Origin of the sequence: Cupriavidus sp. SZY C1 (genome assembly GCF_032190535.1) — a bacterium.
GTDB classification, from domain to species: domain Bacteria; phylum Pseudomonadota; class Gammaproteobacteria; order Burkholderiales; family Burkholderiaceae; genus Cupriavidus; species Cupriavidus pauculus_C.
The window spans coordinates 162,624-188,138 of sequence record NZ_JAUANU010000011.1; the positions used below are offsets into that span (position 1 = coordinate 162,624).

Here is a 25,515-nt window from a genome sequence, read left to right on the forward strand (position 1 = left end):
AGGGCTTGGTTTTGGGGTTGGCTTGCTCCCCTCTCCCGCAGGCGGGAGAGGAGAGCTAGAACAGCTCGAACAGCCCTCACCCATTCAACGCATACTGGCTCAGCATCCCCGCGTATGCCTTGGGCAGCGGCCGGGCCCAGTCGCCGCGCTTGCTGGTGGACAGGCGGACGGAGACCAGCGCTTCGGCCATCTTGACCGCGCAGGTCACGCCGTCGATGACCGGGGCGCCGATGGCGTCGGCGATCTCCTTGCAGAGGTCGGTCATGCCCGCGCAGCCCAGCACGATGCAGTCGCTGCGGTCTTCGGCCAGCGCCTGGCGGCAGGCGTCGGTGATGATGCGGCGCGCGTCGGAGCCCGGTTTTTCCAGGTCCAGCACGGGCAGGTCGCTGGCGCGCACGTTGCGGCAGAAGCGTTCCATGCCGTAGCGCTCGGCCAGGTGCCAGGCGATATTGCACGTGCGCGACAGCGTGGTGACCACGCTGAAGCTGGTGCCAATGAAGCTGGCCGCGTGCATGGCGGCCTCGGCGATGCCGATCACCGGGCCCCGCGCCAGCTCGCGTGCCGCGTAGAGGCCGGGGTCGCCAAAGCAGGCGATCACGTAGCCGTCCACGCCCTCGCGCTCGCCCAGCAGGATCTCGTCCAGGATGCCCGGCACGCTGAGCGCCTCGTCGTAGTGGCTTTCGATCGACGCCGGCCCCATGCGCGGGCTGACCGCGATGATGCGCGTATCGGCCTGGGCCACGGCGCGGGCGCACTGGCCAATTTTCTCGGTCATGCTCTGCGTGGTGTTCGGGTTGATGATCTTCAGTTTCATGGTCGGAGAGAGCAGGGGAGGAAGGGGTCAGGCCTGGCGGGCGTCCGCCAGATGGCCGGGCATCAGCCGGGGGGCCAGCGCGCGGTACAGCACCAATGCAATCCCCATGCCGATGAACCAGCTGTAGTTGGCCAGCCACTGCCAGGACGGAATGACCACGCAGAGCACCGGCACGATGGCCGACGGGATCATCGTCGCCACGGCGGCCGGGTTGTAGCCCTTGCGGTACCAGTAGGCACCGTTGCGGCGCATTGTGTAGAGGTCGTCCACCACCACGCGCTGGCCGCGCACGAGGAAGAAGTCCGAGATCAGGATGCCGAACAGCGGGCCGATGAAGGCGCCCAGCACGTCCAGCGTGTAGTGGATCATCGTCGGGTGGTTGTACAGGTTCCACGGCGTGATGAAGATCGACGCCACGGCCGCGATCATGCCGCCCGTGCGCCAGCTGATGTACTTGGGCGCGACGTTGGAGAAGTCGAACGCGGGCGAGACGAAGTTGGCCACGATGTTGATGCCGATGGTGGCCGTCATGAACGTGAACGCGCCCAGCAGCATGGCAAACGTGCTGTCGATATGGCTGACCGTTTCCACCGGGTCCGTGATCAGCTTGCCGAACACGGGCAGCGTGGCCGAGGTGGTCACCACCACCAGCAGCGAGAACCCGAGGAAGTTGACTGGCAGGCCCCAGAAGTTGCCGCGTTTCACCGAGCGGAAGTCGCGGGCGTAGCGCGAGAAATCGCCGAAGTTCAGCATCGGGCCCGAGAAGTACGACACCACCAGCGCGATGGCGCTCAGCATCACGGGCACGGCGTCCCAGCCCTGGTACTTCAGAAAGCTCAGCGTGAAGTTGACGTTCTCGATGCCGGCCTTGTTGATGAGCCAGATGGCCAGCGCGATCATCACCACGTAGACGGCCGGGCCGGCCCAGTCGATGAACTTGCGGATGGTCTCCATGCCGGTCCAGAACACCAGCGCCTGAAGCACCCAGAGCGTCATGAACGCGGCCCAGCCGAGCGTGGACAGCCCCGCAAAGCCGTGCTGCTTCAGGTCGGCATAGGGCGCCAGCGACGGGAAGAAGTGCAGCGCCAGCACCAGGAACGCGCTGGACGCCAGGTAGGTCTGGATGCCGTACCACGCCACGGCGATCAGGCCCCGGATGATGGCGGGGATGTTGGCGCCCAGCACGCCGAACGACGCGCGGCAGATTACCGGATACGGCGTGCCGGTGACCTGGCTGGGCTTGGCCACGAGGTTGCAGAAGAACTGCACGATCAGGATGCCCACCAGCAGCGCCAGCAGCACCTGCCAGCTCGACAGGCCCAGCGCGAACAGGCTGCCGGCCGTGATGTAGCCGCCCACGCTGTGCACGTCGGACATCCAGAACGCGAAAATGTTGTACGTGCCCCAGGTCTGCTTGCGCAGCGGGGCCAGGTCCTCATTGGTCAGCCGGTCGTCGTAGCCTGGCTTGATCACGGCGTTGCTTTCGGGGGCGTGCGTGCCGATGGTATCGACCGCGGATGAAGCTGTCACTGGCATCTCTTGTCTCCGTTGGCGGCCGGGCGTCGGGGCGCCGGCCATCTCTCGATTCTGTCTTGACGACAAAATTGTCTACAAAATCGTTTTTGTTTGTGTACGGAGTTGTAGGCGACGGTTACGGGATTGTCAACGCGGCAGCAGCCGGGCCTCGGGTAGACCCCTAAGCCGGCGCGGGTTGCGTGGTCAACGGGGTGGCCCGCGCGGCAACTGGCGACGATTGCAGCTTTTACCAGCCGGCCCGCAATGTGCGGTGAATTCCTCAAAGACCGGACGCCGCGCGGTGCCGTGTGCCACAATCGGCTCCAAGCTTTTGGCGGAGCCAGCATGACTCAAGATTCCACGTCCGCGGCGGCGATCCTGGCCAAGGATTGCGCCCGGGAACCGATCCACATTCCCGGCGGCATCCAGCCCCACGGCTTCCTGGTCAGCGTGGACGCGGCCGGCACCGTGGTGCAGGCCAGCCGCAATACCGCGCTGCTCGCGGGCAAGGCCCCGGAGGCCGTCGACGAGGTGCTGGGCCAGCCGCTGGACGCGCTGATCGGCGACGGCGCGCGGCTGGCGCTCCAGGCGCTCGACGCGCTGCGGGCCGACGGCATCCCGCTCTATGCCGGGTCCATCGCGGACCCGCGCGGCGGCAGCAGCGGGGCATCGCCGCTGGCCATCATCGTGCACACCTGGCAGGGCGTGCGATTCGTCGAACTGGAACCGGCGCGCGGCACCGAGGACGTATTCGCGGCGATCTACCCGCTCGTGCGCACCTTCATCAACAGTCTGCAGACGGTGGACGGCGTGGAGGGGCTGGCCCGGCTGGCGGCCGAGGAAGTGCACCGGATTACCGGCTACGGCCGCACGATGGTGTACGCGTTCGACGAGGAAGGCCATGGCCACGTGCTGGCCGAGTCGATGGAGCCTGGCTACGCCAGCTACCTGGGCCAGCGCTTTCCCGCGTCGGACATCCCGCAGCAGGCCCGCGCGCTCTACGTGCGCAACCGCATCAGGCTGATTGCCGACGCCGACTACGAGCCCTCCCCGCTGGTGCCGGCGCTGCACCCGGCCACCGGCCAGCCCACCGACCTGACCTTTGCCTCGCTGCGCAGCATCTCGCCGGTGCACGTGCGGTACATGAAGAACATGGGTACGTGGTCGTCGATGTCGATGTCGATCGTGGTGCGCGGCCGGCTCTGGGGCCTGATCTCGTGCCACCACGCCACGGCGCGCGTGCCGTCGTTCGAGGTGCGCACCGCGTGCGAGCACATCGCCCAGGTGCTGTCGCTGCAGGTGGAAGCCAAGGAAGACCATGCCGAAGCCAGCTACCGGCTGCTGCTGCGCCAGCGGCAGTCGCGGCTGCTGGCGTCGATGACCAACACCGACGATTTCATCGAGGCCATCTCGGGCGATGCCGAGGACCTGCTGGCGCTGGTGGGCGCCACCGGGGCCGTGGCCGTGTTCGAGGGTCGCGTGGTGCGGATTGGCGACGCGCCGGGCAACGACGTCATCCAGAAGCTGCTGGCGTGGCTCGATACGCGCAGCGAGGACGTATACGCGACCGACCAGCTTGCCGTGGACTGGCCCGAGGCCGTCGCGTCAGGCGTGGGCGACGGCGCGGCCGGGATGCTCGTGGTGTCGCTGTCGCGGCTGTTCCGCAACTACGTGATCTGGTTCCGTGCCGAGGTGGTGCAGACGGTGCGCTGGGCCGGCGATCCGCGCGCCAAGCTGTCGGGGCTGTCCACGTCGCTGTCGCCGCGAGAGAGCTTCGAGGTCTGGACGCAGACGGTACGTGGGCGGTCCGAGCCATGGCGCGCCGCGGACCTGGAGATTGCCGCCGAATTCCGTGGCGCGCTGCTCGGCATCGTGCTGCGCCGCGCCGAGGAACTGGCGCAGCTGGCGCTGGAACTGGGCCGCGCCAACCGCGAGCTGGAGGGCTTCTCGTACACCGTGTCGCACGACCTGCGCGCGCCGCTGCGCCATATCGTCGGGTTTGCCGATTTGCTCCGCGAGATGGACCATAGCCGGCTCTCGGAGCGCGGCCGCCACTTTGTCGACCGCATCATTGCGCAGGCCCGTTTCGGCGGCAAGCTGGTGGACGACCTGCTGGCGTTCTCGCAGATGGGCCGCGCGGCGCTGCGCCCGCAGCGCCTGAACCTGCGCGCGCTGGCGGAGCGTCTGCTGGCCGAGGAATCGAAGGACATTGGCGAGCGGCGGCTGGAATGCCGCGTCGGCGCGCTGGGCGACGTGACGGCCGATCCGGTGCTGATGGACGTGGTTTTGCGCAACCTGATCGCCAACGCGATAAAATTCAGCAGTACGCGCGGCGTGGACGCCGACGGCCCGCCTGCCGTGGTCGAGGTTGGCACCAAGCCCGGCGAGGGCGAACTGGCTGGCCAGGACGTGTTCTACGTCCGCGACAACGGCGTGGGTTTCGACATGCGCTACGTCGACAAGCTGTTCGGCGTGTTCCAGCGTCTGCACCGCGTCGAGGAGTTTCCGGGCACCGGCATCGGGCTGGCCAGCGTGCGGCGCATCATCGAGCGCCACGGCGGCACCACCTGGGCCGAAGGCGAAATCGACAAGGGCGCGACGATCTGGTTCTCGCTGCCGCGCGAGTTCGTGCCCGAGGGCACGGCGGGCGTGAACGAGACCGCCGCCGAGGCCGCGGCCCGGCTGGCTGCCATGTCGTCGGGCCAGCCCTACCGCCCGGTGTTGAAAGATACGAGGAATACTGAAAATGAGCGCACTGAGGCCGATCCTGCTGGTGGAAGACAATCCTGACGATATCGAGCTGACCCTGATCGCGCTGCAGAAGAGCCGCCTGGCCAATCCGGTGGTGTCCGTGCGCGATGGCGCCGAGGCGCTGGACTTCCTGCGCCGCGAAGGCGCCTATGCCGACCGCCAGGAAGAAAACCCGGCGGTGATCCTGCTGGACAAGAAGCTGCCGAAGGTGGATGGCCACGAGGTGCTGCGCGAAGTGCGCGCCGATGAGCGGCTGCGCCGCGTGCCCGTGGTGATGCTGACGTCGTCGCGCCTACGTGGTGAAGCCCGTGGAGTTCGACGATTTCATGGCCGCCATCAACGACCTGGGCGTGTTCTGGGCGGTGCTGAACGAGCCGCCGCCCTACACGCGCTGAGACCCTCTACGCGCTGAGACCCTATACGCGCCAAGACGTACCGCGGGCCGTCAGACGCCCCGCGCCAGCGGCAGTTGCACGCGGAAGGTGGCGCCCTTGCCCAGCCCGTCGCTGTGCGCGCTGACGCTGCCGTTGTGCATCAGCACCAGGTTCTTCACCATCCAGAGACCCAGTCCCAGCCCCGGCACGCGGTTGGCGCGCTCCAGATGCGCCTGCTCGAACCGCTCGAAGATCCGCTCCAGCGCTTCCGGCGAGATGCCCACGCCGGTGTCGCGCACCGACAGCACGGCTTGATCGCCTTCCTCCGCCACCGATAGTTCCACCGTGCCGCGCTCGGCAAATTTCAGCGCGTTGGTCAGCAGGTTCAGCACCACCTGCTTGAGCCGGTTCTCGTCGCCCATCACCTGGCACGGCGCGGCCGCCTGCACGATCAGCGTGACATGACGCGATTCGGCGTCCATGCGCAGGTCCTCGGCCACCGTGGCCGCCAGCGACGCCACGTCCAGCGGACGCAGTTCCACGGACAGCTTGCCCGTGGCGATGGCCCCGCTGTCGAGCAGGTCGTCGACCATGCGGGCTAGCTGGCGCGTGTTGCGCTCGATGACCTCGCCGGCGCGCTTGACGTGCGCGGGGTCGGTGCCGCGCTCCAGCAGCGTGGTCCACCAGAGGATGGCGTGCAGCGGCGAGCGCAGTTCGTGGCTCACGGCCGCGACGAAATGGTCCATGGCCCGCGCGCCGCGCTCGCTGATCTCGCGTGCGCGCTGTTCTTCCTCGGCCACGGCCTGGTAGTGCAGTTCCGACGCCTTGCGCGCGGTGATGTCGATCGTGAAGCCGATCAGCGACTGCGCCGAGCCGTCGGCCAGGTAGCGCGCGGCGCCACGCGACATCAGCCAGCGCATGGTCCCGTCCTGCCAGACCACGCGGTATTCGACCTCGAAGTGCGAGCGGGTGGCGATGGCGCGGTCCATGGCGGCGCGCACGTCGCGGCGGTCCGCCGGGTACATCAGTTCGCCAAAGACGCGCGCCTCGTCGATGCTGTCGTCCGGCTGCAGGCCCATGTTGGCCTTGCACTGGTCGGTGCAGTTCATGTAGCCGGTGGCGACGTCCAGTTCCCACGCGCCGACGCGGGCAAACGCCAGCAATTCCTCTAGCTGCTTGCGGTGCGTCTGCAGCGCCGCATTGGCCTCTTCCACCAGCACCTGGCGCAGCCGCGCCTGCGAGCGCAGCTTGGCGTGCTCGCGCCGCGTCTGCTCGGTGCGCAGCATCTGGTCGGTCACGTCCGTCACCAGCAGAACGAACACCGCGCCCGGCGCGTTGTCGCCCGCCACGCGGGTGGCCTTGGCCTGCCAGTAGCGCTCGTCGGTGCCGTCGCCGGCCGGATAGCCGTCGTAGCGGATGGGCGGGGACAGCCGCGATTCGCCGAGCGCCAGGGTGTCCAGCGTGGCCATCAGCCACTCGCGGCGCGCCATCATCTGCGGCTCGGACAGCGTAGGGTTGATGTCGAAGACCGACTTGCCCACGACGTCGTCACGGGTCCGTCCGGCCTGCGTCAGGTAGCGCGTGTTGGCGCCCACCACTTCGCGCCGGCCGTTCAGGATCAGGTAGGACTCGGGCAGGGTGTCGAACAGCAGCGCCGTATCGAGCGGCGTGTCCTCCGAGAGCATCTGGTCGGCACCTTGCATGACGCTGAGCCCGTTCAAAGTGTGCCCGGCGCGGCAGGCGCGATAGCGGGGACGCGGTCCAGCAGCGCATCGAACGCCGCTTGGGCGCCGGCGCAGGCCAGCGCGATATCCGCCGGCTCGCGCACGCTGGCGCGCAACGCGTGCAGGAACTGCTGCCAGCGCGGGCCCGGCGACTGTCCGGCGCCCAGATAGTGCAGCGGATGCGGCGCCAGCCGCCCGGCCAGTTGCCGGTACAGCACCGCGCCGCCCAGTTGCGAGCCTTCGATCACGTAGCAGACGCCCCAGCGGAAGGCCGGTTCGCGGCGCAGCGGAGTTACGTCGAAGTCGCGCACCGGCGTGCCGCCGGCCGGCGTGGCCGGGTGCGAAAGATCCGCGTTGAGTTCGGGCATCCGGGTGATCGGCGCCAGCAGGGCCGGGTCCTGCGGCCCGTCGCCAAAGCTGGCCAGCCAGCGCTCCAGCGGTGCCAGCCAAGCGCGCAGGATCAGCAGGTGATCGCGGTAGTCGGCCAGCGACGGCGCGGCATGGGACAGCGGCATCGAACGGTCAAGCGTGGCATGCCGTTCGGCGGTGGCCGCGCGCAGGGACGCCAGTACGTCGGTGGATGGGGGCGAGAGTTCAGTCACGCGATGGATGGTCCTTGGGGGCAGCGAGACGGCAAGCACACATGGTACCCGAATGGCGCCGCGACCGGCCGGGTGCGGGGCCGCGATGACGCCCGCATGACAATCGTGTCATGCAAGGGGGCCGGCGGGCCGCCGCCGATAGAATCGTCCCATCGCGCCCGATGGCGCAACCGTTTGGAAGGAGTCTGAAATGAAGTGTCCGACTTGTCCCGACGCAACGCTCGTGATGGCCGAGCGGCAAGGCGTGGAAATCGACTACTGCCCGCAGTGCCGCGGCGTCTGGCTGGACCGCGGGGAGCTCGACAAGATCCTGGAGCGTTCCACGCAGGTCGAAGCGGCGCCCCAGCCGGCGGTGCAGCGTGAACAGCGCCCGTACCAGTCCGACGACCGCGGCCGGCGCGACCATCATGGCTATGACCGGGGGCACGACCGGGGCTACGACAAGCACTACGACAAGCGCAAGAAGTCCTGGCTGTACGATATCTTCGACTGACGTGCCCAAGACAAAGGGGCGCTGCCTTCACCCGGCAGCGCCCCTTTCTTATTGGCTCAAGACGTCAGACATCCTATCAATGTCTGGTCTTCCAGACAGGCAGGGCCCGTCCGTATCAGGCGGCCTTGACGGCCTGCCGGGCGATCAGCTTCCAGTGGCCACCCTGCTTTTGCCAGACCTGCAATACTTTCAGCTGCACGGTGCCGGACTTGCCGCTGTCCAGCGTCTCGCCGGCCAGCGTGTGGCGGATCACGGCCACGTCGCCCGACACGTTCACGGTCTGGTCCGTGATGTTGATGCTGACGAAGTCCGACTTCTTGTCGAGCAGGTCGCCGATAAAGCTCGACTTGGTGTCGATGCGGCCACCCGAATGGCCGTAGCTCAGCGATTCGGCCACCAGTTGCGACAGCGTCGCCTGGTCCGGATCGACCATCGCCACGCGCAGCTTCTCGGCGGCGGACGTGACGGCCTGGGTGTCGTTCGATTGGGCCAGCGCGGGCGCGGCGACGATGCCAAGCACGAGGGCGGCGCCGATGGCCGCGGTGAATTTACGCATGATGTCTCCCGATTGTTCTGAACTGCCTGGGGTGTCGATGTGGAAAACCGTCGCGGACGAAGTCGCGCGACGGTTGTAGGTCATCGTATCACAAGGGCGTGGAGACGCAACCTCGGGTTGCGTCGGGGAGACAGCGGTCAGCCTTCCTTGCCGTCCAGGCGCGGGCGGGTCAGGAACGGCGCGTACTTGATGGCGTAGAGGATCAGCGACGCCGCCCAGCAGGCCCCGGCCAGCGTGACGGCCTGCAGCTTTAGCGCCGGCAGTGCGAGCGGACCGGCCACGCGGATGACGGCGGCCATGATCATCAGCAGGTAGGCCAGGTGCTCCATGGTGCCCGTTTGAAGCGGCCGTCCGGTATGGCCCAGCGCCGTGCGCGTGATCATCGCGATGATGGCGCAGCCGATTACCCCCACGGTCAGCGCGTGCAGCGCGGTGGAGCGGTCGATCCAGCCGGCTGCCGCCGCCGCGGTCAGCAGGAAGCCGACCGGCAGGAATGCGTAGGCCACGTGCAGGATGGCGACGATAGGCTTGCGCAGCGTGCGCATCGAATCCCAGCCGTACAGCCGCACGCCCTGCGCGACAGCCGCGCCGAGCGCCAGCACCGCCACCAGCCAGCCCGGCGCCGGGGAAGCCGCCGCCAGGGTAGCCAGCAGCGTCAGCGGAATGACGCCGCGCTCCACGGTTGCCCAGCGGCGAATGTGTACGCCCGGCACTGCGTTGGCCGTGAACATTGGAATGACCCGGCCGCCGATCACGGTGACGAAGACCGTCACCAGCCCCGTCGCCGCTTCTGACGTGTAGAGCGACCAGTCCAGCCGCCCGGCCAGGGCGGCGGCGTGAAAGCCGATGTTCAGCGCGCCCATCAGGCCCAGCGCGATGGCCAGCCCGTAGTTGCGCTGGCTCTTTGCGCGCCGCAGGATCGCGTAGAAGCTCAGGCTGCAGAGCGGCAGGAATGCCACGTCGGCCGCGATGGCGGCCCAGGCCGGCCCGGTCCACATCAGCACGCGGGCCAGCAGCCAGACGCCGGCTAGCGCGCCCAGCCACGCGCCCTGCGGCGTCTGCAGCCCCGTCCAGTTCTTGCCCGCCGTGAACAGAAAGCCCACCACGACCGCGGCGGAGAAGCCGAAGACCATCTCGTGGGCGTGCCAGAGCATGCCGCCCAGCCACGGCGAGGCCGCCGGTATCCACAGGCCCGCATACATCGCCACCCACGCGGCAATGGACAGCGCGCCAAACAGCGCAGCCAGCAGGTAGAACGGACGGAAACCGAGCGCCAGGACGGGCAGGCCGCGATAGGCCGATTGGCGCGAGGGCGGGGAGATCTGCAGCAGGACGGACATGGTGAGAGCGCCGACGGGCGCGCAAGAACGTGGCAGGCGGCGCGCCGGGAGCGGCACGCCGGTGTGACGGAATCGATTCTAGAAAAGATGCAAAACAAATGCAATTTAATGGTTCGGCTATCGCCATCTTGTTGATGCAACCGGCTGCCTTCGGGAAAACACTGACGCGGTATGCCGCACATCCCCTCCTCGCGTAGGGGTGAATCGCGGGCCAGGCTGCCGATACCCAAGACAAAGCAGACATTCAGAGCCGGTGCCACGACGCCGCGCCAAGCCAATCGAACGGGCTTTCTCAGCGATGCCGCGCCACGGCCAGTTGCCGCGTGGCGCAATCGTCATTCGGTCCAGCCTTGGGCCATTCATCGGGAATACAGAGGGGAAACCGTGAAATTCAAAGACTTGTCCATCAAGACCAAGCTCCTTGCGGGGTTTGGCACGCTGGCGCTGATCGTGCTGGTGGTGTCGGGGCTGTCGTTGCGGGCCCTGAGCCGCTCCACCGACGGCTTTTCGGCCTACATCAACGGCCTGAACGCGCGCGCGGAGGCGGCGTCGCTGGTGCGCACGGCCGTGGATCGCCGCGCCATTGCGGCGCGCAACCTTGTGCTGGTCAGCGCGCAGTCCGACCTGGACCTGGAGAAAGCCGAGGTCCTCAAGGCCCATGCCGACGTCCAGGAGCGGCTGGCCCGGCTCAGGCAGATGGTCATGGCCGAAGGCGTCAGCGACGCCGCCCGCCAGCTCGTGGCCGAAGTCGACCGGATCGAATCGAAGTACGGCCCGGTGGCCACCGACATCGTCGGGCTGGCGCTCGACGGCAAGCGGGACGCCGCCATCGCCAAGATGAACGCCGAGTGCCGGCCGCTGCTGGCCGCGCTGGTCAAGGCCACGCGCGACTACGCGCAGTTCACGCGCGAGCGCCAGACCGACATGGTCAAGCAGTTGGAGGAAGAGTACGGGCGGCAGCGCCTGTTCCTGATCGTCGTGGCAATTGCCGCCGTGGTGTTCGGCATCGTCGGCGGGCTGGTGCTGACGCGCGCGATCACGGGGCCGATCCAGCGCGCCGTGGACGTGGCGCGCACCGTGGCGCGCGGCGAGGTGGGCATGCATATCGAGGTGGATTCGCAGGACGAGCCGGGCCGCCTGCTGGCCGCGCTGCGCGACATGAACGACCGGCTGGCCGAGACCGTGGCCAGCGTGCGCGAGAGCAGCGGCAATATCGCGGTGGCCACGGGCGAGATCGCCAGCGGCAACATGGACCTGTCCAGCCGTACCGAGCAGCAGGCCGCGTCGCTGGAGGAAACCGCCGCCAGCATGGAGCAACTGACCGCCACGGTGCGCCACAACACCGAGAACGCCCGGCAGGCCAGCGAACTGGCGCGCAGCGCCGCCGACGTGGCGCAGCAGGGCAGCGGCACGGTGGGCCGCGTGGTGGACACCATGGAAGGCATTAGTGCCAGTTCCAGCAAGATTGCCGAGATCACCGGCATCATCGAAAGCATCGCATTCCAGACCAACATCCTGGCGCTGAACGCGGCGGTCGAGGCCGCCCGGGCCGGCGAGCAGGGCCGCGGGTTTGCCGTGGTGGCCAGCGAGGTGCGCAGCCTGGCGCAGCGTTCGTCGAACGCGGCCAAGGAGATCAAGGAGCTGATCGATGCCTCGGTGGCGCAGGTGCAGGCCGGCTCCGCGCTGGCCAGCGAGGCCGGGCAGACCATGTCGGCGGTGACCGAAGCGGTGGAGCGCGTGACCCATATCGTCGGCGAGATCGCGGCGGCCTCCGCCGAGCAGAATCGCGGCATCGAGCAGGTGAACCAGGCCATCGTGCAGATCGACCAGGTGACGCAGCAGACCGCGTCGCTGGTGCATGAGGCGGCCACCGCGTCGAAGTCCCTCGAAGAGCAGGGCAGGCTGCTGACCGATGCCGTGGCCTTCTTCAAGCTGCCGGGCCACGACAAGGCGGCGCGCCGCGCGTTGCCGGGCCGGCGGCCCGTTGTGGCGGGCGAGGTGGCCTACGGCTGACCTCGCCGCGCGCGCGTGGCCTCGGCGGCGGCCGCGCGCAGTTCGGGCGGAAACGCCCGGATCTCGGTGTGGAAGAAGCCGCGCTCGGCCGCCCGCAGCGTGCCAAGCTGCACGGCCAGCCGCTCCATGGCGGCATACGCCTGTGCGGACGCCCCCTGCTCGTGCACGAGGTACCACGCCGATTCCAGCAGCAGGTTGGCCAGTTGCAGCGCGTTGTAGCGGACGTGGCCGTTGTCGTGCTCTTCCAGCGCGAACGCGGCCACCGACGACCACCGCACGAAGCCCTTGGCCGGCGCGAACGGCGCATGGAAGGGGCGCAGCGCGTCCACGGCGGCGGCCACGGTCAGCGGCTGCTTGGCGCGGAAGGCCGCCAGCGATGCCGACCTTGGCGCGGCATCCTCATGGGCGCCGGCCCCGGCATGCCCGCGCGCCACGCGCAGCAGGAAGATCGTGTTCCACGCCGAACCGCCTCCCACGCCAAAGCGGTCGCAGATCCATTCCGACAGCCCCAGCCAGCGCATCGACTGCCGCTGCACGTCGCCGGCCGCCATCGTCCGCTCGCCGTCGACCAGGCCGTATTGCCAGAACAGCCACAGCGACCAGCCGATGTTGGCGGCCGCGTGCTGCACGGCGTCGACCGAATCGGCCTCGTAGGCGGCCTGCAGCGCGCCCGAGAACGCGTCCAGCGCCTGGCGCGCAGCGTCGTGGCGTGACGACGGGCCGCGCGGCGCGTCCGGCCGCAGCGCGACGCTCTTGCAGACCAGCGCCTCCAGGTTCAGCGTCTCGAAGCGGATGCGCGGGTTGTAGCGCACCACGGGCCGCAGTTCGGCATCGGCGGACAGGCGGCCCAGCTCGCGCTGCGCCGCGTCCAGATCGCCGCGCGCATAGTGTTCCCAGGCCCGCACCACGTGGGCCATGGCCGCAAAGGTCGGCAGCGCGGCATTGACGCCGCCGGCCACCACGATGCGCTCGAAGCGGCGCAGCGCGGCGCGGCTCTTGTCCAGGCGGTCGCTGCGGCGCCAGGCCAGGCTTTCCTTGAGCAGTGACAGCGCCTGCTGGAAGTCGTCGGCCGCCGAACGCTGCGCCGCGCGGAAAGACTCGGCCACGCCATGGTCGATCTCGCCCGCAAAGCCGTCCTGCGCGCCCCGCATGGCCTGCGTCAGGTGCCGCCAGAACGCCATGTCCCGCATCACGTACTGCAACCCCTGGCTGGCCGGTGCGGGCGCCGCGTCGCCGCCGTCGGGCGCCTGGCCCAGCCAGCGAGCCACGCCGGCCGTGCCCAGGGCCTTGCCGTGCGCGACGAAGCGCAGCCGGCGGGCCGTGGCCGCCGTCATCCAGAACGGCCCCCGGCTGCGGCTTTCCGCGCGCAGCGCGGATACGCCCACGGCCTTGTCGTGGCCCCAGCCAACCGGCACGCCCCAGCGCGCGAAATCGGCGAACGCGCGAGAGACGATCATCCGCACGTTGGCCGCGTCCGCAAAGCGCGTGCGCACGGCCGCCGCGCCCAGGTCTTCCTGGTCGCGCGACACGGCCAGCCAGATGCGCGCCAGCAGCCAGACGGACTGGTAGCGCGCGGCGTGCCCGCCCACGCGGTAGGGCGGCGACAGGTCGATCGGGATCACGGTGGTGGCTGGCATGGCCGCCATGTTACGCGTGTTACAGCGGCGCCGGTTGGCGTTGCGCGCGCCGCCACCTATGCTCCGCACCACGATCCGGGCCTGGATTGCCAACCGTCGACATGGACGACACCCACAACCAAGAACCATAGCGTGCAGATATGCCAAACCGACTCCTCCGCTGGCTCCTGATGCCCCTGATCGCGGCCTGTGCCGCCACGGCCGTGCAGGCCGCCGAGACCCCGCTCGACGCCAGATCGCTGTTCGACGCCGCCGGCGTGGACGGCACGATGGTCGTCTACGACGTGCGCCAGCAGCGCACGATGACCTACAACCCGCGCCGCGCGGCCACGCCGTACTCGCCGGCGTCGACGTTCAAGATCTTCAATTCGCTGATCGGGCTGGAAACCGGCGCCGTGGCCGACGTGGACCACGACAAGCTGCCGTGGGACGGCAAGGTGTGGATGCACCACGGCAAGCCGATCCTGCCGCCAGTCTGCAACGGCGAGGTGGCGCTGCGCGTGGCGTTGAAGAACTCGTGCGTGCCGGCGTACCAGGCGCTGGCGCGCCGCGTGGGCACGGCGCAGTACCGCAAGTACCTGGGCGCCGCGCACTTCGGCAACGCCGACGTGGGCGGCCCGGTGGACCGCTTCTGGCTCAACGGCCGCCTGCAGGTCACCACCTACCAGCAGATCGACTTCCTGCGCGCGGCGGCGGCTCACAAGGTGCCGCTGATCTCCGAGCGCAGCTTCGAGGCGCTGGACGACATCCTGACCATCGAGCGCACGCCGGCGTACACGCTGCGCGCCAAGACCGGCTGGGCCACGTCGGGCAAGATGGATGTGGGCTGGTGGGTGGGCTGGGTGACGCGCGGCGACGATACCTACGTGTTCGCGATGAACCTGGACATGCCGCAGCCGGAAGTTGGCGCCAGGCGCCAGGAAATCGCCCGCGCGGTGCTGCGCCAGGTGGGCGCGCTGCCGTAAGCCGGCGGGCCGCCGCTACGGGGCGAGCTGGTCGATGACCGAGGCGGCGGTCTGCAGCCCGGTATCGACCAGATGCTGCATGTAGACGCCCATCTGCGGCATGCACAGCGCCAGCACCAGCATGCCGCCCAGCAGCGTCACCGGAAAGCCGACCGCGAAGATCGACAACTGCGGCGACGCGCGGTTCAGGATACCCATCGCCAGGTTCAGCGTCAGCAGCGCGGCAATCATCGGCAGCGACAGCAGCATGCCCGAGGCAAAGACCGTGCCGCCGGCGCGCGCCACCATGCCCCAGCCGTGGCCGGACAGCGGCACGGCGGCAATCGGCACGCCCTGGAAGCTGTCGACCAGTGCGGCCAGCATCATCAGGTGGCCGTCCAGCGACAGGAACATCAGCGTGGCGACGATGTTCAGGAAGCGCGACAGCACCATGGTCTGCCCGCCGGACGAGCGGTCGTAGAACGCGGCGAACGACAGGCCCATCTGCAGGCCGATGATTTCGCCGGCCATCTGTACCGCGGCAAACATCAGCCGCATGGTGAAGCCCATGGCCACGCCGATGCCAACCTCGTTCAGGATGATCAGCAGGCCCTCGTACGAATAGACCGGCGCGGCCGGGATGGCGCCGATGGTGGGCGAGACCACCGTGGACAGCGCCGCCGCCAGCAGCACCTTGGCGCGGCGCGGAATGGTCGACTCGCTGAAGACGGGCGCAGTGGCGATCAGCGCCAGCAGCCGGAACATCGGCCACAGGAAGGCGGCGATCCACCCGTAGAGCTGGTCGGTGGTGACCTCTAGCACGGCGCCGGGTTCCTGCGGACAGTCTGGGGGAGCGGGCGCGTCAGTGCGCCAGGGCGGGGATGCCCTGGAAGACTTCGCGCATGTAGTCGACGAACGTGTTGAGCATCCACGGGCCGACCAGCACCATCGTCACGAACAGTGCCACCAGCTTGGGGATGAACGTCAGCGTCATCTCGTTGATCTGGGTGGCGGCCTGGAACAGGCTCACCACCAGGCCGGCGGCCAGCGCCACCAGCAGCAGCGGGGCAGACAGCATCAGCGTCATCTTCATCGCCTGCGTGGCGATCGTCATGACCATCTCGGGCGTCATCTCGGGCTCCGCGTCAATTCATGAAGCTCTGCGCCAGGGACCCCAGCAGCAGTTGCCAGCCATCGACCAGCACGAACAGCATCAGCTTGAACGGCAGCGAAATGGTGGCGGGTGGCACCATCATCATCCCCATGGCCATCAGCACGCTGGCGACGACGAGGTCGATGATCAGGAACGGAATGAAGATCGTGAAGCCGATCTGGAACGCGGTCTTCAGCTCGCTGGTGACAAAGGCCGGCACCAGTACCGCGAACGGTACGTCGTCCGGGCTCTGCATCTCGGGCGTCTTGGCCATCTGCGCGAACAGCGCCAGGTCCTTCTCGCGCGTCTGGCGCAGCATGAACGCGCGTACCGGCACGGCGGCGCGCTGGGCGGCCGTCTCCAGGCTGATGCGGTTTTCGGACAGCGGCTTGTAGGCGTCGGTGTAGACCTTGTCGAAGACCGGCGACATCACGAAGAACGTGAGGAACAACGACAGGCCCACCAGCACCTGGTTGGGCGGCGACGAGGCCGTGCCCAGCGCGTTGCGCAGCAGGCCCAGCACGATGATGATGCGCGTGAAGCCGGTCATCATCAGCATGGCGGCCGGCAGGAACGACAGCGACGTGAGCAGGACCAGCGTCTGGATCGACAGCGACCAGATCTGGCCGCCGCCAGCGGCCGGCTTGCTCGTCACGCCCGGCAGCGACTGCGCCAGCGCGGCGTCCGGCACGAGGCAGAGCGCCAGCGGCAGCAGCGCCAGCAGGGCGCCCGCCACGTGCGGCGGACGCACGAAGGGCTTCACGGGTAGCCGCTGGACAGCGGCGGCACGCGGCGTGTTCATTTCTTGAGGTTTTCCTGCATGGCGCGCATCAGCCGTTCGCCAAAGCTGCCTTGCATCGGCGGCATGGGGGTCGAACCGGCGGGCGCGCTGGTGTCCGGCTGGGCCGGCAGCGTATGGAGCGGGCGGATTTCGTTGGGCGAGACACCGAGCACCAGCCAGGTATCGCCCACTTCCACGGTCACCACCTTCTGGCGCGTGCTCAGCGCCAGGCTGTTGACGACCTTGATCGATGCATTGCCGGTGCCGTGGCGCACCAGGCCCACGCGGCGCGCCAGCCAGGCCATGCCCAGGATCAGCGCGATGACGGCAAACAGCCCCAGGCCGGCCTGCGCCAGGCTAGCGCCGCTGCTGATGGCCGGCGCGTTGCCCGCGATGGCGGGGCTGGCGGCGGCACCGCTGGCGGCATGGGCCGTGCCGGGCACGACGTCGGCGGCCTGCGCACCGGCGGCGGCAAGGCCGCTGGCGGCCGTGCCGAGGATCATGCGCGCGGCAGCTGCAAGCCGGCGCGGGGCGGCTGTCATTTGTTGAGCTTCCGGATGCGTTCGGACGGCGTGATGATGTCCGTCAGGCGAATGCCGAACTTGTCGTTCACCACCACCACCTCGCCCTGGGCGATCAGGTAGCCGTTCACGAGCACGTCCATCGGTTCGCCGGCCAGGCCGTCCAGTTCCACCACCGAGCCCTGCGCCAGTTGCAGCAGGTTCTTGATGGGTACCTTGGTGCGGCCCAGTTCGACGGTCAGCTGCACGGGGATATCGAGGATCATCCCGATATCGTTGTGGAAGCCGCTCGGTGCGTCCTGCGCCAGGGGCGGGAACACCGTGGAAGCCGCCGGCGTGGCCGTGGCCATGGCCGAAGCGGGAGCCACCGGCGCTGCCGTGGCGGTGGCGTCGGCCGCAGGTGCCGCCTGTTCGGCGCTGGTCTGCTCAGCCAGGGCGCTGGCCCAGTCGTCCATCGGATCGACCGGCTTGTCCTGAGTGCCGTCAGTCATGATCGGTTTCCTTGTTGGAATCGCTGTCTTGGTAATTGATCATTCGTTCCACGCGCAGTGCGTACTGGCCGTTCATCGTGCCGAAGCCGCACTGCATGACGGGTACGCCGTCGACCTTGCCGAAGATCTTCTCCGGCAGCTCGATCGGCAGCACGTCGCCCTCGCGCATGGCCAGAACCTCGGCCACGGTGCTGCGCAGGTGTGCGAATTCGGCCACCAGTTCCACTTCGGCGGCACGTAGCTGGTTGGAAAGCTGGCCGAGCCAGCGTTTGTCCACCTCGACCTCGTCCTGCAGCGGATTCATCAGCAGATCACGCAGCGGCTCGATCATCGAGAAGGGGATACAGATGTGCAACTGCCCGCCAACCGCGCCCAGTTCGATATGGAACGCGGTGGTGACCACGGCGTCGTTCGGGCCGGCCACGTTGGCAAACTTGGTGTGCATCTCCGAGCGGACGTAGTCGAACTCAATGGGATGCACCGTGCCCCATGCCTGGCTGTAGCTGTTCAGCGTCAGGTCCAGCATGCGGCGGATGATGCGCTGCTCGGTCTGGGTGAAGTCGCGGCCTTCCACACGGGTGTGGAAGCGGCCGTCGCCGCCAAACAGGTTGTCGACCACCAGGAACACGAGGTTCGGGTCGTACACGAACAGCGCAGTGCCCCGCAGCGGCTTCATGTGGACCAGGTTCAGGTTGGTCGGCACCGGCAGGTTGCGCACGAAGTCGCCGTACTTCTCGATCCTGACCGAGCCCACCGAGATGTCGGCGCCGCGGCGGATGAAGTTGAACAGCGCGGTGCGCAGTGCCCGGGCAAATCGCTCGTTGATGATTTCGAGCGTATGCAGGCGGCCGCGAACCACGCGCTCCTGGTTGGCCAGGTTGTACGGGCGCACGCCGCCTTCTTCGACGACTGGCGCGCTCGCCGCCGGCGTATCGGTTTCGCCCGATACGCCCTTGAGTAGTTCGTCTACCTCGTCCTGCGAGAGGAACTTGTCGTAGGCCATCTAGTGTCCTGCCCCGTGAACGGCTGTAAGGATGAAACGGTCCATGTCCGGCTTCAGGCGTCGCGCATGACGCGGCGGCAGGAAGGAAGGTCGGCGGGCAGTTTCATGGCTATCGGTTTGGCTCGGGGTTCGCGGCGGCAGGGTACGGCTTACTGCACCACGAACGATGTAAACAAGACATCCAGGATCTTCTGGGGCGGCAGGCCGGGGGCAAACGGCTGGCTGATCGCCGCCTGGATGTCCTGGGCCAGCTTGCGCTTGCCTTCCACCGTGGCCAGATCGCCCGGCTGGCGTGCCGAGAGCAGCAGCAGGATGCGGCTGCGTGCTTCCGGCTGGTACTGCGCCAGACGACCCTGCGTGTCGGCGTCCGCCACCTTCAGCGACAGGCCGGTGTGCAGGAAGCGATCGCCGTCCTCGCTCTTGAGGTTGACGGTGAACGCATCGAGCGGCACGAAGATCGGCGGCGGCACCACCGGGGCAGCCGGCGCAGCCGGTTGATGATTGCTGCTGAGAATGCTGCCCAGGAAAAAGCCGCCAGCGGCCAGCACCACCACCAGCACGCCGCCGCCAATCAGCAGCAGTCGGCCGCGCTTGCTCGAAGTGCCGCCAGTCTGGGAGGGGGAAAGCGTGTTCGCCATGAGATGCCTGTGTCGGAATGCCTGCCATTCTTCCCGAATCGCAGGCAAGCAAAGGGCCGATAAAAAGGGGGAAACCCGCTCAGCTTGGCCGTTTGAGCTGAACGGGCATCGGGCGCAGGGGCGCGTCGGCGCGCCATTTGCGCCTGCATGCTGGTTAACGAATACCGGCAGCCGAACTTAAGACGCGCGTGGCGGTTCCGTAGGCTTTGGCGTCGAAATGTGGTCTAAAAGACTCTTACGGCGAGATGCAGGCCATCTCCGGCGTCCGGTCGGCAGATCGCCCGCGATACGTGCCCATCTGCAAATCCGCAACAGTCCTTCACCCGCCAGCCGTTGTCCTGCCGTCGTTCACGCCGTTTAACTCTTATATAAGATATAAGACATTTGATCTCGGCCAGACTTAGGATTACAATCACGCGGCAGCGACGGCCCCCAGGGGTCGCCAGCCCACAAGAGACAAGGCCGTACCCGTTACAACCCTATTAACAGCAGGTTCCCATGCTTGATACCTATCGCGCCCATGTTGCCGAACGCGCCGCGCTTGGCATTCCCCCTCTGTCGCTGACTGCCAAGCAGACCGCCGAGCTGATCGAACTGATCAAGAACCCGCCGGCGGGCGAGGAGCAGGCCCTGGTGGACCTGATCACCTACCGCGTGCCGGCCGGCGTGGACGACGCCGCGAAAGTCAAGGCGTCGTACCTGGCCGCCGTGGCGCTGGGTTCGGAAAAGACCCCGCTAATCTCGCGCGCCCGTGCCACCGAGCTGCTCGGCACGATGCTGGGCGGCTACAACATCTCGCCGCTGATCGAGCTGCTCGATGACGCCGACGTGGGCACCGTGGCCGCCAACGCGCTCAAGAAGACCCTGCTGATGTTCGACGCCTTCCACGACGTGAAGGAAAAGGCCGACAAGGGCAACGCCAACGCCAAGGCCGTGCTGCAGAGCTGGGCCGACGCCGAGTGGTTCACGAGCCGCCCCGCGCTGCCGGAATCGCTGACGATCACCGTATTCAAGGTGCCGGGCGAGACCAACACCGACGACCTGTCGCCGGCCCCGGACGCCACCACGCGCCCGGACATCCCGATGCACGCGCTGGCCATGCTGAAGAACAAGCGCGAAGGCGCCGCGTTCCAGCCCGAGGAAGACGGCAAGCGCGGCCCGGTGAAGTTCATCGAATCGCTCAAGGAAAAGGGCCACCTGGTGGCCTACGTCGGCGACGTGGTGGGTACCGGTTCCAGCCGCAAGTCGGCCACCAACTCGGTGCTGTGGTTCACGGGTGAAGACATCCCGTTCGTGCCGAACAAGCGCTTTGGCGGCGTGTGCCTGGGCAGCAAGATCGCCCCGATCTTCTACAACACGATGGAAGACGCCGGCGCGCTGCCGATCGAGCTGGACGTGTCGCAGATGGAAATGGGCGACGTCGTGGAACTGCGCCCGTACGAAGGCAAGGCGCTCAAGAACGGCGCCGTGATCGCCGAGTTCAAGGTCAAGTCCGACGTGCTGTTCGACGAAGTGCGCGCCGGCGGCCGCATTCCGCTGATCATCGGCCGGGGCCTGACCGCCAAGGCCCGCGAGGCGCTGGGCCTGGCCCCGTCGGACCTGTTCCGCCTGCCGCAGAACCCGGCCGATACCGGCCGCGGCTTCACGCTGGCCCAGAAGATGGTGGGCCGCGCGTGCGGCCTGGCCGAAGGCCAGGGCATCCGCCCGGGCACGTACTGCGAACCGAAGATGACCTCGGTGGGCTCGCAGGACACCACCGGCCCGATGACGCGCGACGAGCTGAAGGACCTGGCCTGCCTGGGCTTCTCGGCCGACCTGGTGATGCAGTCGTTCTGCCACACGGCCGCCTACCCGAAGCCGGTGGACGTCAAGACGCACCACACGCTGCCGCAGTTCATCAGCACCCGTGGCGGCATCTCGCTGCGCCCCGGTGACGGCGTGATCCACTCGTGGCTGAACCGCATGCTGCTGCCCGACACCGTCGGCACCGGCGGCGATTCGCACACCCGCTTCCCGATCGGCATCAGCTTCCCGGCCGGCTCGGGCCTGGTGGCCTTTGCCGCCGCCACCGGTGTGATGCCGCTGGACATGCCGGAATCGGTGCTGGTCCGCTTCAAGGGCAAGATGCAGCCGGGCGTGACGCTGCGCGACCTGGTCAACGCCATTCCGCTGTACGCGATCAAGCAGGGCCTGCTGACCGTGGCCAAGCAGGGCAAGAAGAACATCTTCTCGGGCCGCATCCTGGAGATCGAGGGCCTGCCGGAACTGAAGGTGGAACAGGCTTTCGAGCTGTCGGACGCCTCGGCCGAGCGCTCGGCCGCCGGTTGCACGGTGCGCCTGAACAAGGAACCGATCATCGAGTACATCAACAGCAACATCACGCTGCTGAAGTGGATGATCGCCGAGGGCTACCAGGACCCGCGCAGCCTGCAGCGCCGCATCAAGGCGATGGAGGCATGGCTGGCCGATCCGAAGCTGCTGGAGCCGGACACCGACGCCGAGTACGCCGCCGTGATCGAGATCGACCTGGCCGACGTGCACGAGCCGATCGTGGCCTGCCCGAACGACCCGGACGACGTGAAGACGCTGTCCGACGTGGCCGGCGCCAAGATCGACGAAGTGTTCATCGGTTCGTGCATGACGAACATCGGCCATTTCCGTGCCGCGTCGAAGCTGCTGGAAGGCAAGCGCGACATCCCCGTGAAGCTGTGGGTCGCCCCGCCGACCAAGATGGACCAGAAGCAGCTGACCGAGGAAGGCCACTACGGCGTGTTCGGCACGGCCGGCGCCCGTACCGAAATGCCGGGCTGCTCGCTGTGCATGGGTAACCAGGCACAGGTGCGCGAAGGCGCCACGGTCATGTCCACGTCGACGCGTAACTTCCCGAACCGCCTGGGCAAGAACACCAACGTGTACCTGGGTTCGGCCGAACTGGCCGCCATCTGCTCGCGCCTGGGCCGCATCCCGACCAAGGACGAGTACATGGCCGATATCGGCGTGATCAACGCCAATGGCGACAAGATCTACAAGTACATGAACTTCGACCAGATCGAGGACTTCAAGGAAGTTGCCGATTCGGTGACGATCTGAGCGACGGTGTTCCGCGCCCGAGGATGGGCGGCGGAACTCCAGCCTGACTGATGAACCCCGCGGCGCGCAGGCGCTTGCGGGGTTTTTTGTTTCCGGCCTCCGGCATCGCGGTGGCCACCAGCCGCCAGCGGCTAGCCGCTGCGCAACCCCCGCGCCAGCGCGTCCAGCCAAGCCGGGTCGGCAATGCGCCAGTGGCGGCCCCGGCCTTCCAGGTGGCCCAACTTCTGCCAGTCGGACAGCAGCCGGTTCAGCGTCTCGGCCCGCACGGCCAGCTTGGCGGCCAGCTGGCGCTGGCTGAGCGGCAGTTCGATGGCCGGCCCGGCCTGCGCCCGCAGCTTCAGCAGGTAGGCGGCCAGGCGCTGGGCGGCGCTGGTGCTGGCCAGGCTGTCCACGTCGTCGATCCGCAGCGTCACCGTCTGCGCGGCCAGATGCAGCATGTTCACGGCCAGCGCCGGATGGTCCAGGCACGCCTGCCGCAGCGCGGCGCGCGGGAACTGGCATAGCGTGCTGTCCACGGCTGCGCGGGCCTCCACGGGATAGCGCGGCTGGTGCAGGAACATCACGATGGCGCCCAGCAACTGGCCCGCTTCCACGTGGTGGATGATGCGGTCCTCGCCATCGATGCCGATGCGCAGCGTGTCCACGCGGCCGCGCATGACCAGGTACCAGAAATCGGCCCGCTCGCCCTGGCTGAACACGTAATCCCCCCGCGCCAGCTCGCGCACCGACGCCTGCGCCAGCAGCCGCCCGCCCTGGGCGGCCGCGTGCAGCACCGGGTGGCCGGCCAGCATCGCCTGCGCCTCGGCCACCCCGCCCGCCGCCGTCTTGACATTTCTCATTGGTGTTTCGACCCACGCCCCGAATAATTCGCAAATGATAATCATTTTCAAGTAGTTGTCGCCCGCCAATCGGGCGATCTTTGATCGGGGATAGATCGTGGTTCGTCATTTCACATCGGGCCGGCGCCGCTGGCCGGCAGGCGTCGCCTTTGGCGTCGCATTGGTCTGGCCGGGCCTGGGGTCGGCAACCGTGGCCGATCAGGTCCATGAACTGGAAAGCGTGACCGTCAGCGCCATGCGCTCGGCCAGCACCGTGGAGGAAACGCCGCGCACCGTCACCGTCATCACGGGCGAGCAGGTGCGCGAGCGGGTGGGCAGCGGCGGCATCCAGGGGCTGCTGGCGGACCTGCCCGGCATCGCGTTCGCCCGCACCGGCGGGCTGGGCGGCCAGCTCGTGATGCGCGGCTTCAACACCAACTCGGGCCACTCGATCATGGCCATCGACGGCGACCGCTACCGGGGCCGCAGCACGCTCGAATACAACATGATCGACCCGGCCACCATCGAGCGCATCGAGGTCATCCGCGGCCCGGCGTCGGCGCTGTACGGCTCCGACGCCATGAACGGCGTGGTCAACATCGTCACCCGGCGCGCGAAGGTCGACGCCGACCAGCCGTTCGCGCTCAAGCCAAGGCTGCGCTCGCTGGAGTGGAACAGCGTCAACAACATGGTCGGCGGCCGCGTGGAAGTGCTGGGCGGCGGCAACGGCTTCGACGTGATGCTCGGCGTCAACCACCGCGATGGCGACGACTATTCCACGCCGGTCGGCGACGCGCTGAACAGCGGCTTCAACTCGACCGGCGCCGACCTTGCCATCGGATACCGGCCGCACGCGGACGCGCGCTGGGAGCTGTCCGCGCGCTACCAGCGGGTGGTCAGCGAGCGCGCCGGCGGCCTGGGCGCCGCGCCCGGCGAGCCGTGGATGAGCGTGCGCGAGGACCCGATCATCGAGCGCTACGTGCGGCTGGCCTACCAGGGCCGCAAGGTCGGCGCGCTGGCCGACAGCATCGACGCCAGCGTCTACGTGCGCGACTTCGACACCGACATCTACCAGCGCAACGCGCGCTCGCCGGTTTTCACGGCCTACAACCACATCAAGGTCTACACGCCCACCGTCTGGGGCGGGCACCTGACCGTGAACAAGCGGCTCGGCAGCCATGCGCTGAGCTTTGGCGGCGATTTCTTCAACGAAAGCTTCGACGGCCGCATCAACCAGGTCCAGCGCTACAGCAACAGCACCGGCGCGCTGCTGGGCAGCACCGGCTGGCGCCAGATGGAACGCGCGGCCCACCAGACCAACGTGGGCCTGTTCGTCCACGACGACTGGCACGTCGGCGACGCATGGACGCTGTCCGGGTCGCTGCGCGGCGACATGGTCGACATCCGCATCGGCGATACCTACGCGGGTGAGCCGCCCAAGCTGACCGAGGCGTACGCCGGCTCGACCCGCCCCCGGCACTACGCCGTGACCGGCGGGCTGGGCGCGATCTACGAGTTCGTGCCGGGCTGGCAGGTGGTGGGCAACCTGAGCCGGGGCTTCCGGGCGCCGTCGGGCATGAACCTGACGATTTCCAGCGTGGCGGGCACGCAGGCCACGCTGCCGTCGCCGCACCTGACGCCCGAGACCAACCTGACCGCCGAGGCCGGCGTGCGCTGGTTCGGCACCGACGGCTGGGCGCGGCTGACGGCCTACCAGAGCAAGTACACGGACCTGATTGCGCTGCAGCGGATCGATGCCAACCTGTTCCAGCGCCAGAACATCGGCAAGGCCACGATCCGGGGCGTGGAGCTGGAAGGCCGCACGAAGATCTTCCGGCGCTGGAGCGTGGGCGCGGCCGCCACGTACACGCACGCCCGCAACGACATCACAGGCCGGCCGCTGCCGTACGTGGCGCCGCTGACGGCCAATGCATCGCTGCGCTACGACGGCGCGGGCTGGCACGCCGAGGGCGTGGTCCGCGCGTTCCGGGCCAAGACCGACATCGACCCGTCGCAGGAGCGGCGTACGGCCGGCTACGGCATGGTCGACCTGTTCGTCGGCATGGACGTCAGCCGCGTGCTGGGCGATGGCTGGCGCGACTGGAAGCTGCTGGCCGGCGTGGAGAACGTGTTCAACAAGGTGGGCCGCAATCCCACCGTGACCGAGAACCTGTCGTACCCGAACACGCTGGTCGGCAACCCGCTCGTGGAACCGGGCCGCGCGGTGACGCTGAAGCTGACGGGGGTCTATTGATGC

21 protein-coding genes and 1 pseudogene are annotated in these 25,515 nt (G+C 68.1%); 7 read left to right on the forward strand and 15 right to left on the reverse strand.

What is annotated here, in order from left to right; translation table 11 throughout:
- Positions 1 to 76: 76 nt before the first annotated feature.
- Together QTN24_RS17920 and QTN24_RS17925 are read right to left on the reverse strand one after the other, a co-directional pair.
- Positions 77 to 814 carry an aspartate/glutamate racemase family protein gene (locus QTN24_RS17920; RefSeq protein ID WP_313838734.1) on the reverse strand — a complete coding sequence of 246 codons (738 nt, stop codon included), beginning with the start codon at positions 812 to 814 and terminating at the stop codon, positions 77 to 79.
- Positions 815 to 841: 27 nt separating this feature from the next.
- The gene (locus QTN24_RS17925; protein ID WP_409559045.1) at positions 842 to 2,350 is read right to left on the reverse strand and encodes an NCS1 family nucleobase:cation symporter-1; all 1,509 of its coding nucleotides are present in this window, start codon (positions 2,348 to 2,350) and stop codon (positions 842 to 844) included.
- 324 nt (positions 2,351 to 2,674) lie between these two features.
- Here QTN24_RS17925 and QTN24_RS17930 point away from each other — a divergent pair, with 324 nt between their 5' ends.
- On the forward strand, positions 2,675 to 5,119 hold the full coding sequence (locus tag QTN24_RS17930) for an ATP-binding protein (RefSeq protein ID WP_313838737.1): 2,445 nt from the start codon (positions 2,675 to 2,677) through the stop codon (positions 5,117 to 5,119).
- Positions 5,076 to 5,475 (forward strand): annotated as a pseudogene (locus tag QTN24_RS17935) (response regulator). Before QTN24_RS17930 ends, QTN24_RS17935 begins: the two are co-directional and overlap by 44 nt.
- Positions 5,476 to 5,525: 50 nt before the next feature.
- On the opposite strand, the gene QTN24_RS17940 reads toward QTN24_RS17935, so the two are convergent.
- Complete coding sequence (locus QTN24_RS17940) at positions 5,526 to 7,157, reverse strand: ATP-binding protein (protein ID WP_313838740.1); 1,632 nt, start codon at positions 7,155 to 7,157, stop codon at positions 5,526 to 5,528.
- A gap of 14 nt (positions 7,158 to 7,171) precedes the next feature.
- A complete protein-coding gene (locus QTN24_RS17945; RefSeq protein ID WP_313838741.1) occupies positions 7,172 to 7,780 on the reverse strand; it encodes a biliverdin-producing heme oxygenase in 609 nt (202 codons plus the stop codon).
- Positions 7,781 to 7,970: 190 nt separating this feature from the next.
- Between QTN24_RS17945 and QTN24_RS17950 the strand changes: the two genes are divergently transcribed.
- Positions 7,971 to 8,273: a zf-TFIIB domain-containing protein gene (locus QTN24_RS17950; protein ID WP_313838742.1), complete on the forward strand. Its 303-nt coding sequence runs from the start codon at positions 7,971 to 7,973 to the stop codon at positions 8,271 to 8,273.
- A gap of 115 nt (positions 8,274 to 8,388) precedes the next feature.
- Here QTN24_RS17950 and QTN24_RS17955 read toward each other — a convergent pair whose 3' ends face one another.
- Both QTN24_RS17955 and QTN24_RS17960 read right to left on the reverse strand, forming a co-directional pair.
- Positions 8,389 to 8,829, reverse strand: a complete 441-nt coding sequence (locus tag QTN24_RS17955; protein ID WP_313838744.1) for a nuclear transport factor 2 family protein — start codon at positions 8,827 to 8,829, stop codon at positions 8,389 to 8,391.
- Between the two features lie 137 nt (positions 8,830 to 8,966).
- Positions 8,967 to 10,169, reverse strand: a complete 1,203-nt coding sequence (locus QTN24_RS17960) for an NnrS family protein (protein ID WP_313838746.1) — start codon at positions 10,167 to 10,169, stop codon at positions 8,967 to 8,969.
- Between the two features lie 384 nt (positions 10,170 to 10,553).
- Here QTN24_RS17960 and QTN24_RS17965 point away from each other — a divergent pair, with 384 nt between their 5' ends.
- Positions 10,554 to 12,182, forward strand: a complete 1,629-nt coding sequence (locus QTN24_RS17965; protein ID WP_313838748.1) for a methyl-accepting chemotaxis protein — start codon at positions 10,554 to 10,556, stop codon at positions 12,180 to 12,182.
- On the opposite strand, the gene QTN24_RS17970 is transcribed toward QTN24_RS17965, so the two are convergent.
- Positions 12,173 to 13,819, reverse strand: a complete 1,647-nt coding sequence (locus QTN24_RS17970; RefSeq protein ID WP_313838750.1) for a hypothetical protein — start codon at positions 13,817 to 13,819, stop codon at positions 12,173 to 12,175. The genes QTN24_RS17965 and QTN24_RS17970 overlap by 10 nt on opposite strands.
- Before the next feature lie 140 nt (positions 13,820 to 13,959).
- Between QTN24_RS17970 and QTN24_RS17975 the strand changes: the two genes are divergently transcribed.
- Complete coding sequence (locus QTN24_RS17975; RefSeq protein ID WP_124686082.1) at positions 13,960 to 14,784, forward strand: penicillin-binding transpeptidase domain-containing protein; 825 nt, start codon at positions 13,960 to 13,962, stop codon at positions 14,782 to 14,784.
- A gap of 15 nt (positions 14,785 to 14,799) precedes the next feature.
- On the opposite strand, the gene fliR is transcribed toward QTN24_RS17975, so the two are convergent.
- From fliR to fliL, 7 genes are all read right to left on the reverse strand, one after another.
- Positions 14,800 to 15,585, reverse strand: a complete 786-nt coding sequence (gene fliR, locus QTN24_RS17980; RefSeq protein WP_124686083.1) for a flagellar biosynthetic protein FliR — start codon at positions 15,583 to 15,585, stop codon at positions 14,800 to 14,802.
- A gap of 40 nt (positions 15,586 to 15,625) precedes the next feature.
- Positions 15,626 to 15,895, reverse strand: coding sequence for a flagellar biosynthesis protein FliQ (gene fliQ, locus QTN24_RS17985; RefSeq protein WP_124686084.1), 270 nt, complete (start codon positions 15,893 to 15,895; stop codon positions 15,626 to 15,628).
- A 13-nt stretch (positions 15,896 to 15,908) separates the two neighbouring features.
- Entirely contained in the window at positions 15,909 to 16,718 is an 810-nt protein-coding gene (gene fliP, locus QTN24_RS17990) for a flagellar type III secretion system pore protein FliP (protein WP_253700191.1), read from the reverse strand.
- Positions 16,715 to 17,239 carry a flagellar biosynthetic protein FliO gene (gene fliO, locus QTN24_RS17995; RefSeq protein ID WP_253700193.1) on the reverse strand — a complete coding sequence of 175 codons (525 nt, stop codon included), beginning with the start codon at positions 17,237 to 17,239 and terminating at the stop codon, positions 16,715 to 16,717. Before fliO ends, fliP begins: the two co-directional genes overlap by 4 nt.
- Positions 17,236 to 17,709 (reverse strand): flagellar motor switch protein FliN, encoded by a 474-nt coding sequence (fliN, locus tag QTN24_RS18000; protein ID WP_124686085.1) that lies wholly within the window; start codon positions 17,707 to 17,709, stop codon positions 17,236 to 17,238. Before fliN ends, fliO begins: the two co-directional genes overlap by 4 nt.
- A complete protein-coding gene (gene fliM / locus QTN24_RS18005) occupies positions 17,702 to 18,712 on the reverse strand; it encodes a flagellar motor switch protein FliM (RefSeq protein WP_124686086.1) in 1,011 nt (336 codons plus the stop codon). Before fliM ends, fliN begins: the two co-directional genes overlap by 8 nt.
- A 149-nt stretch (positions 18,713 to 18,861) precedes the next feature.
- Positions 18,862 to 19,350, reverse strand: a complete 489-nt coding sequence (gene fliL / locus QTN24_RS18010) for a flagellar basal body-associated protein FliL (protein ID WP_124686087.1) — start codon at positions 19,348 to 19,350, stop codon at positions 18,862 to 18,864.
- A 498-nt stretch (positions 19,351 to 19,848) separates the two neighbouring features.
- On the opposite strand from fliL, the gene acnB reads away from it, so the two are divergent.
- On the forward strand, positions 19,849 to 22,440 hold the full coding sequence (acnB, locus tag QTN24_RS18015) for a bifunctional aconitate hydratase 2/2-methylisocitrate dehydratase (RefSeq protein ID WP_313838760.1): 2,592 nt from the start codon (positions 19,849 to 19,851) through the stop codon (positions 22,438 to 22,440).
- A gap of 131 nt (positions 22,441 to 22,571) precedes the next feature.
- Here acnB and QTN24_RS18020 read toward each other — a convergent pair whose 3' ends face one another.
- On the reverse strand, positions 22,572 to 23,279 hold the full coding sequence (locus tag QTN24_RS18020) for a Crp/Fnr family transcriptional regulator (RefSeq protein ID WP_172966167.1): 708 nt from the start codon (positions 23,277 to 23,279) through the stop codon (positions 22,572 to 22,574).
- 97 nt (positions 23,280 to 23,376) lie between these two features.
- Between QTN24_RS18020 and QTN24_RS18025 the strand changes: the two genes are divergently transcribed.
- Positions 23,377 to 25,512 carry a TonB-dependent receptor gene (locus QTN24_RS18025; protein WP_313838763.1) on the forward strand — a complete coding sequence of 712 codons (2,136 nt, stop codon included), beginning with the start codon at positions 23,377 to 23,379 and terminating at the stop codon, positions 25,510 to 25,512.
- Positions 25,513 to 25,515 lie beyond the last annotated feature (3 nt).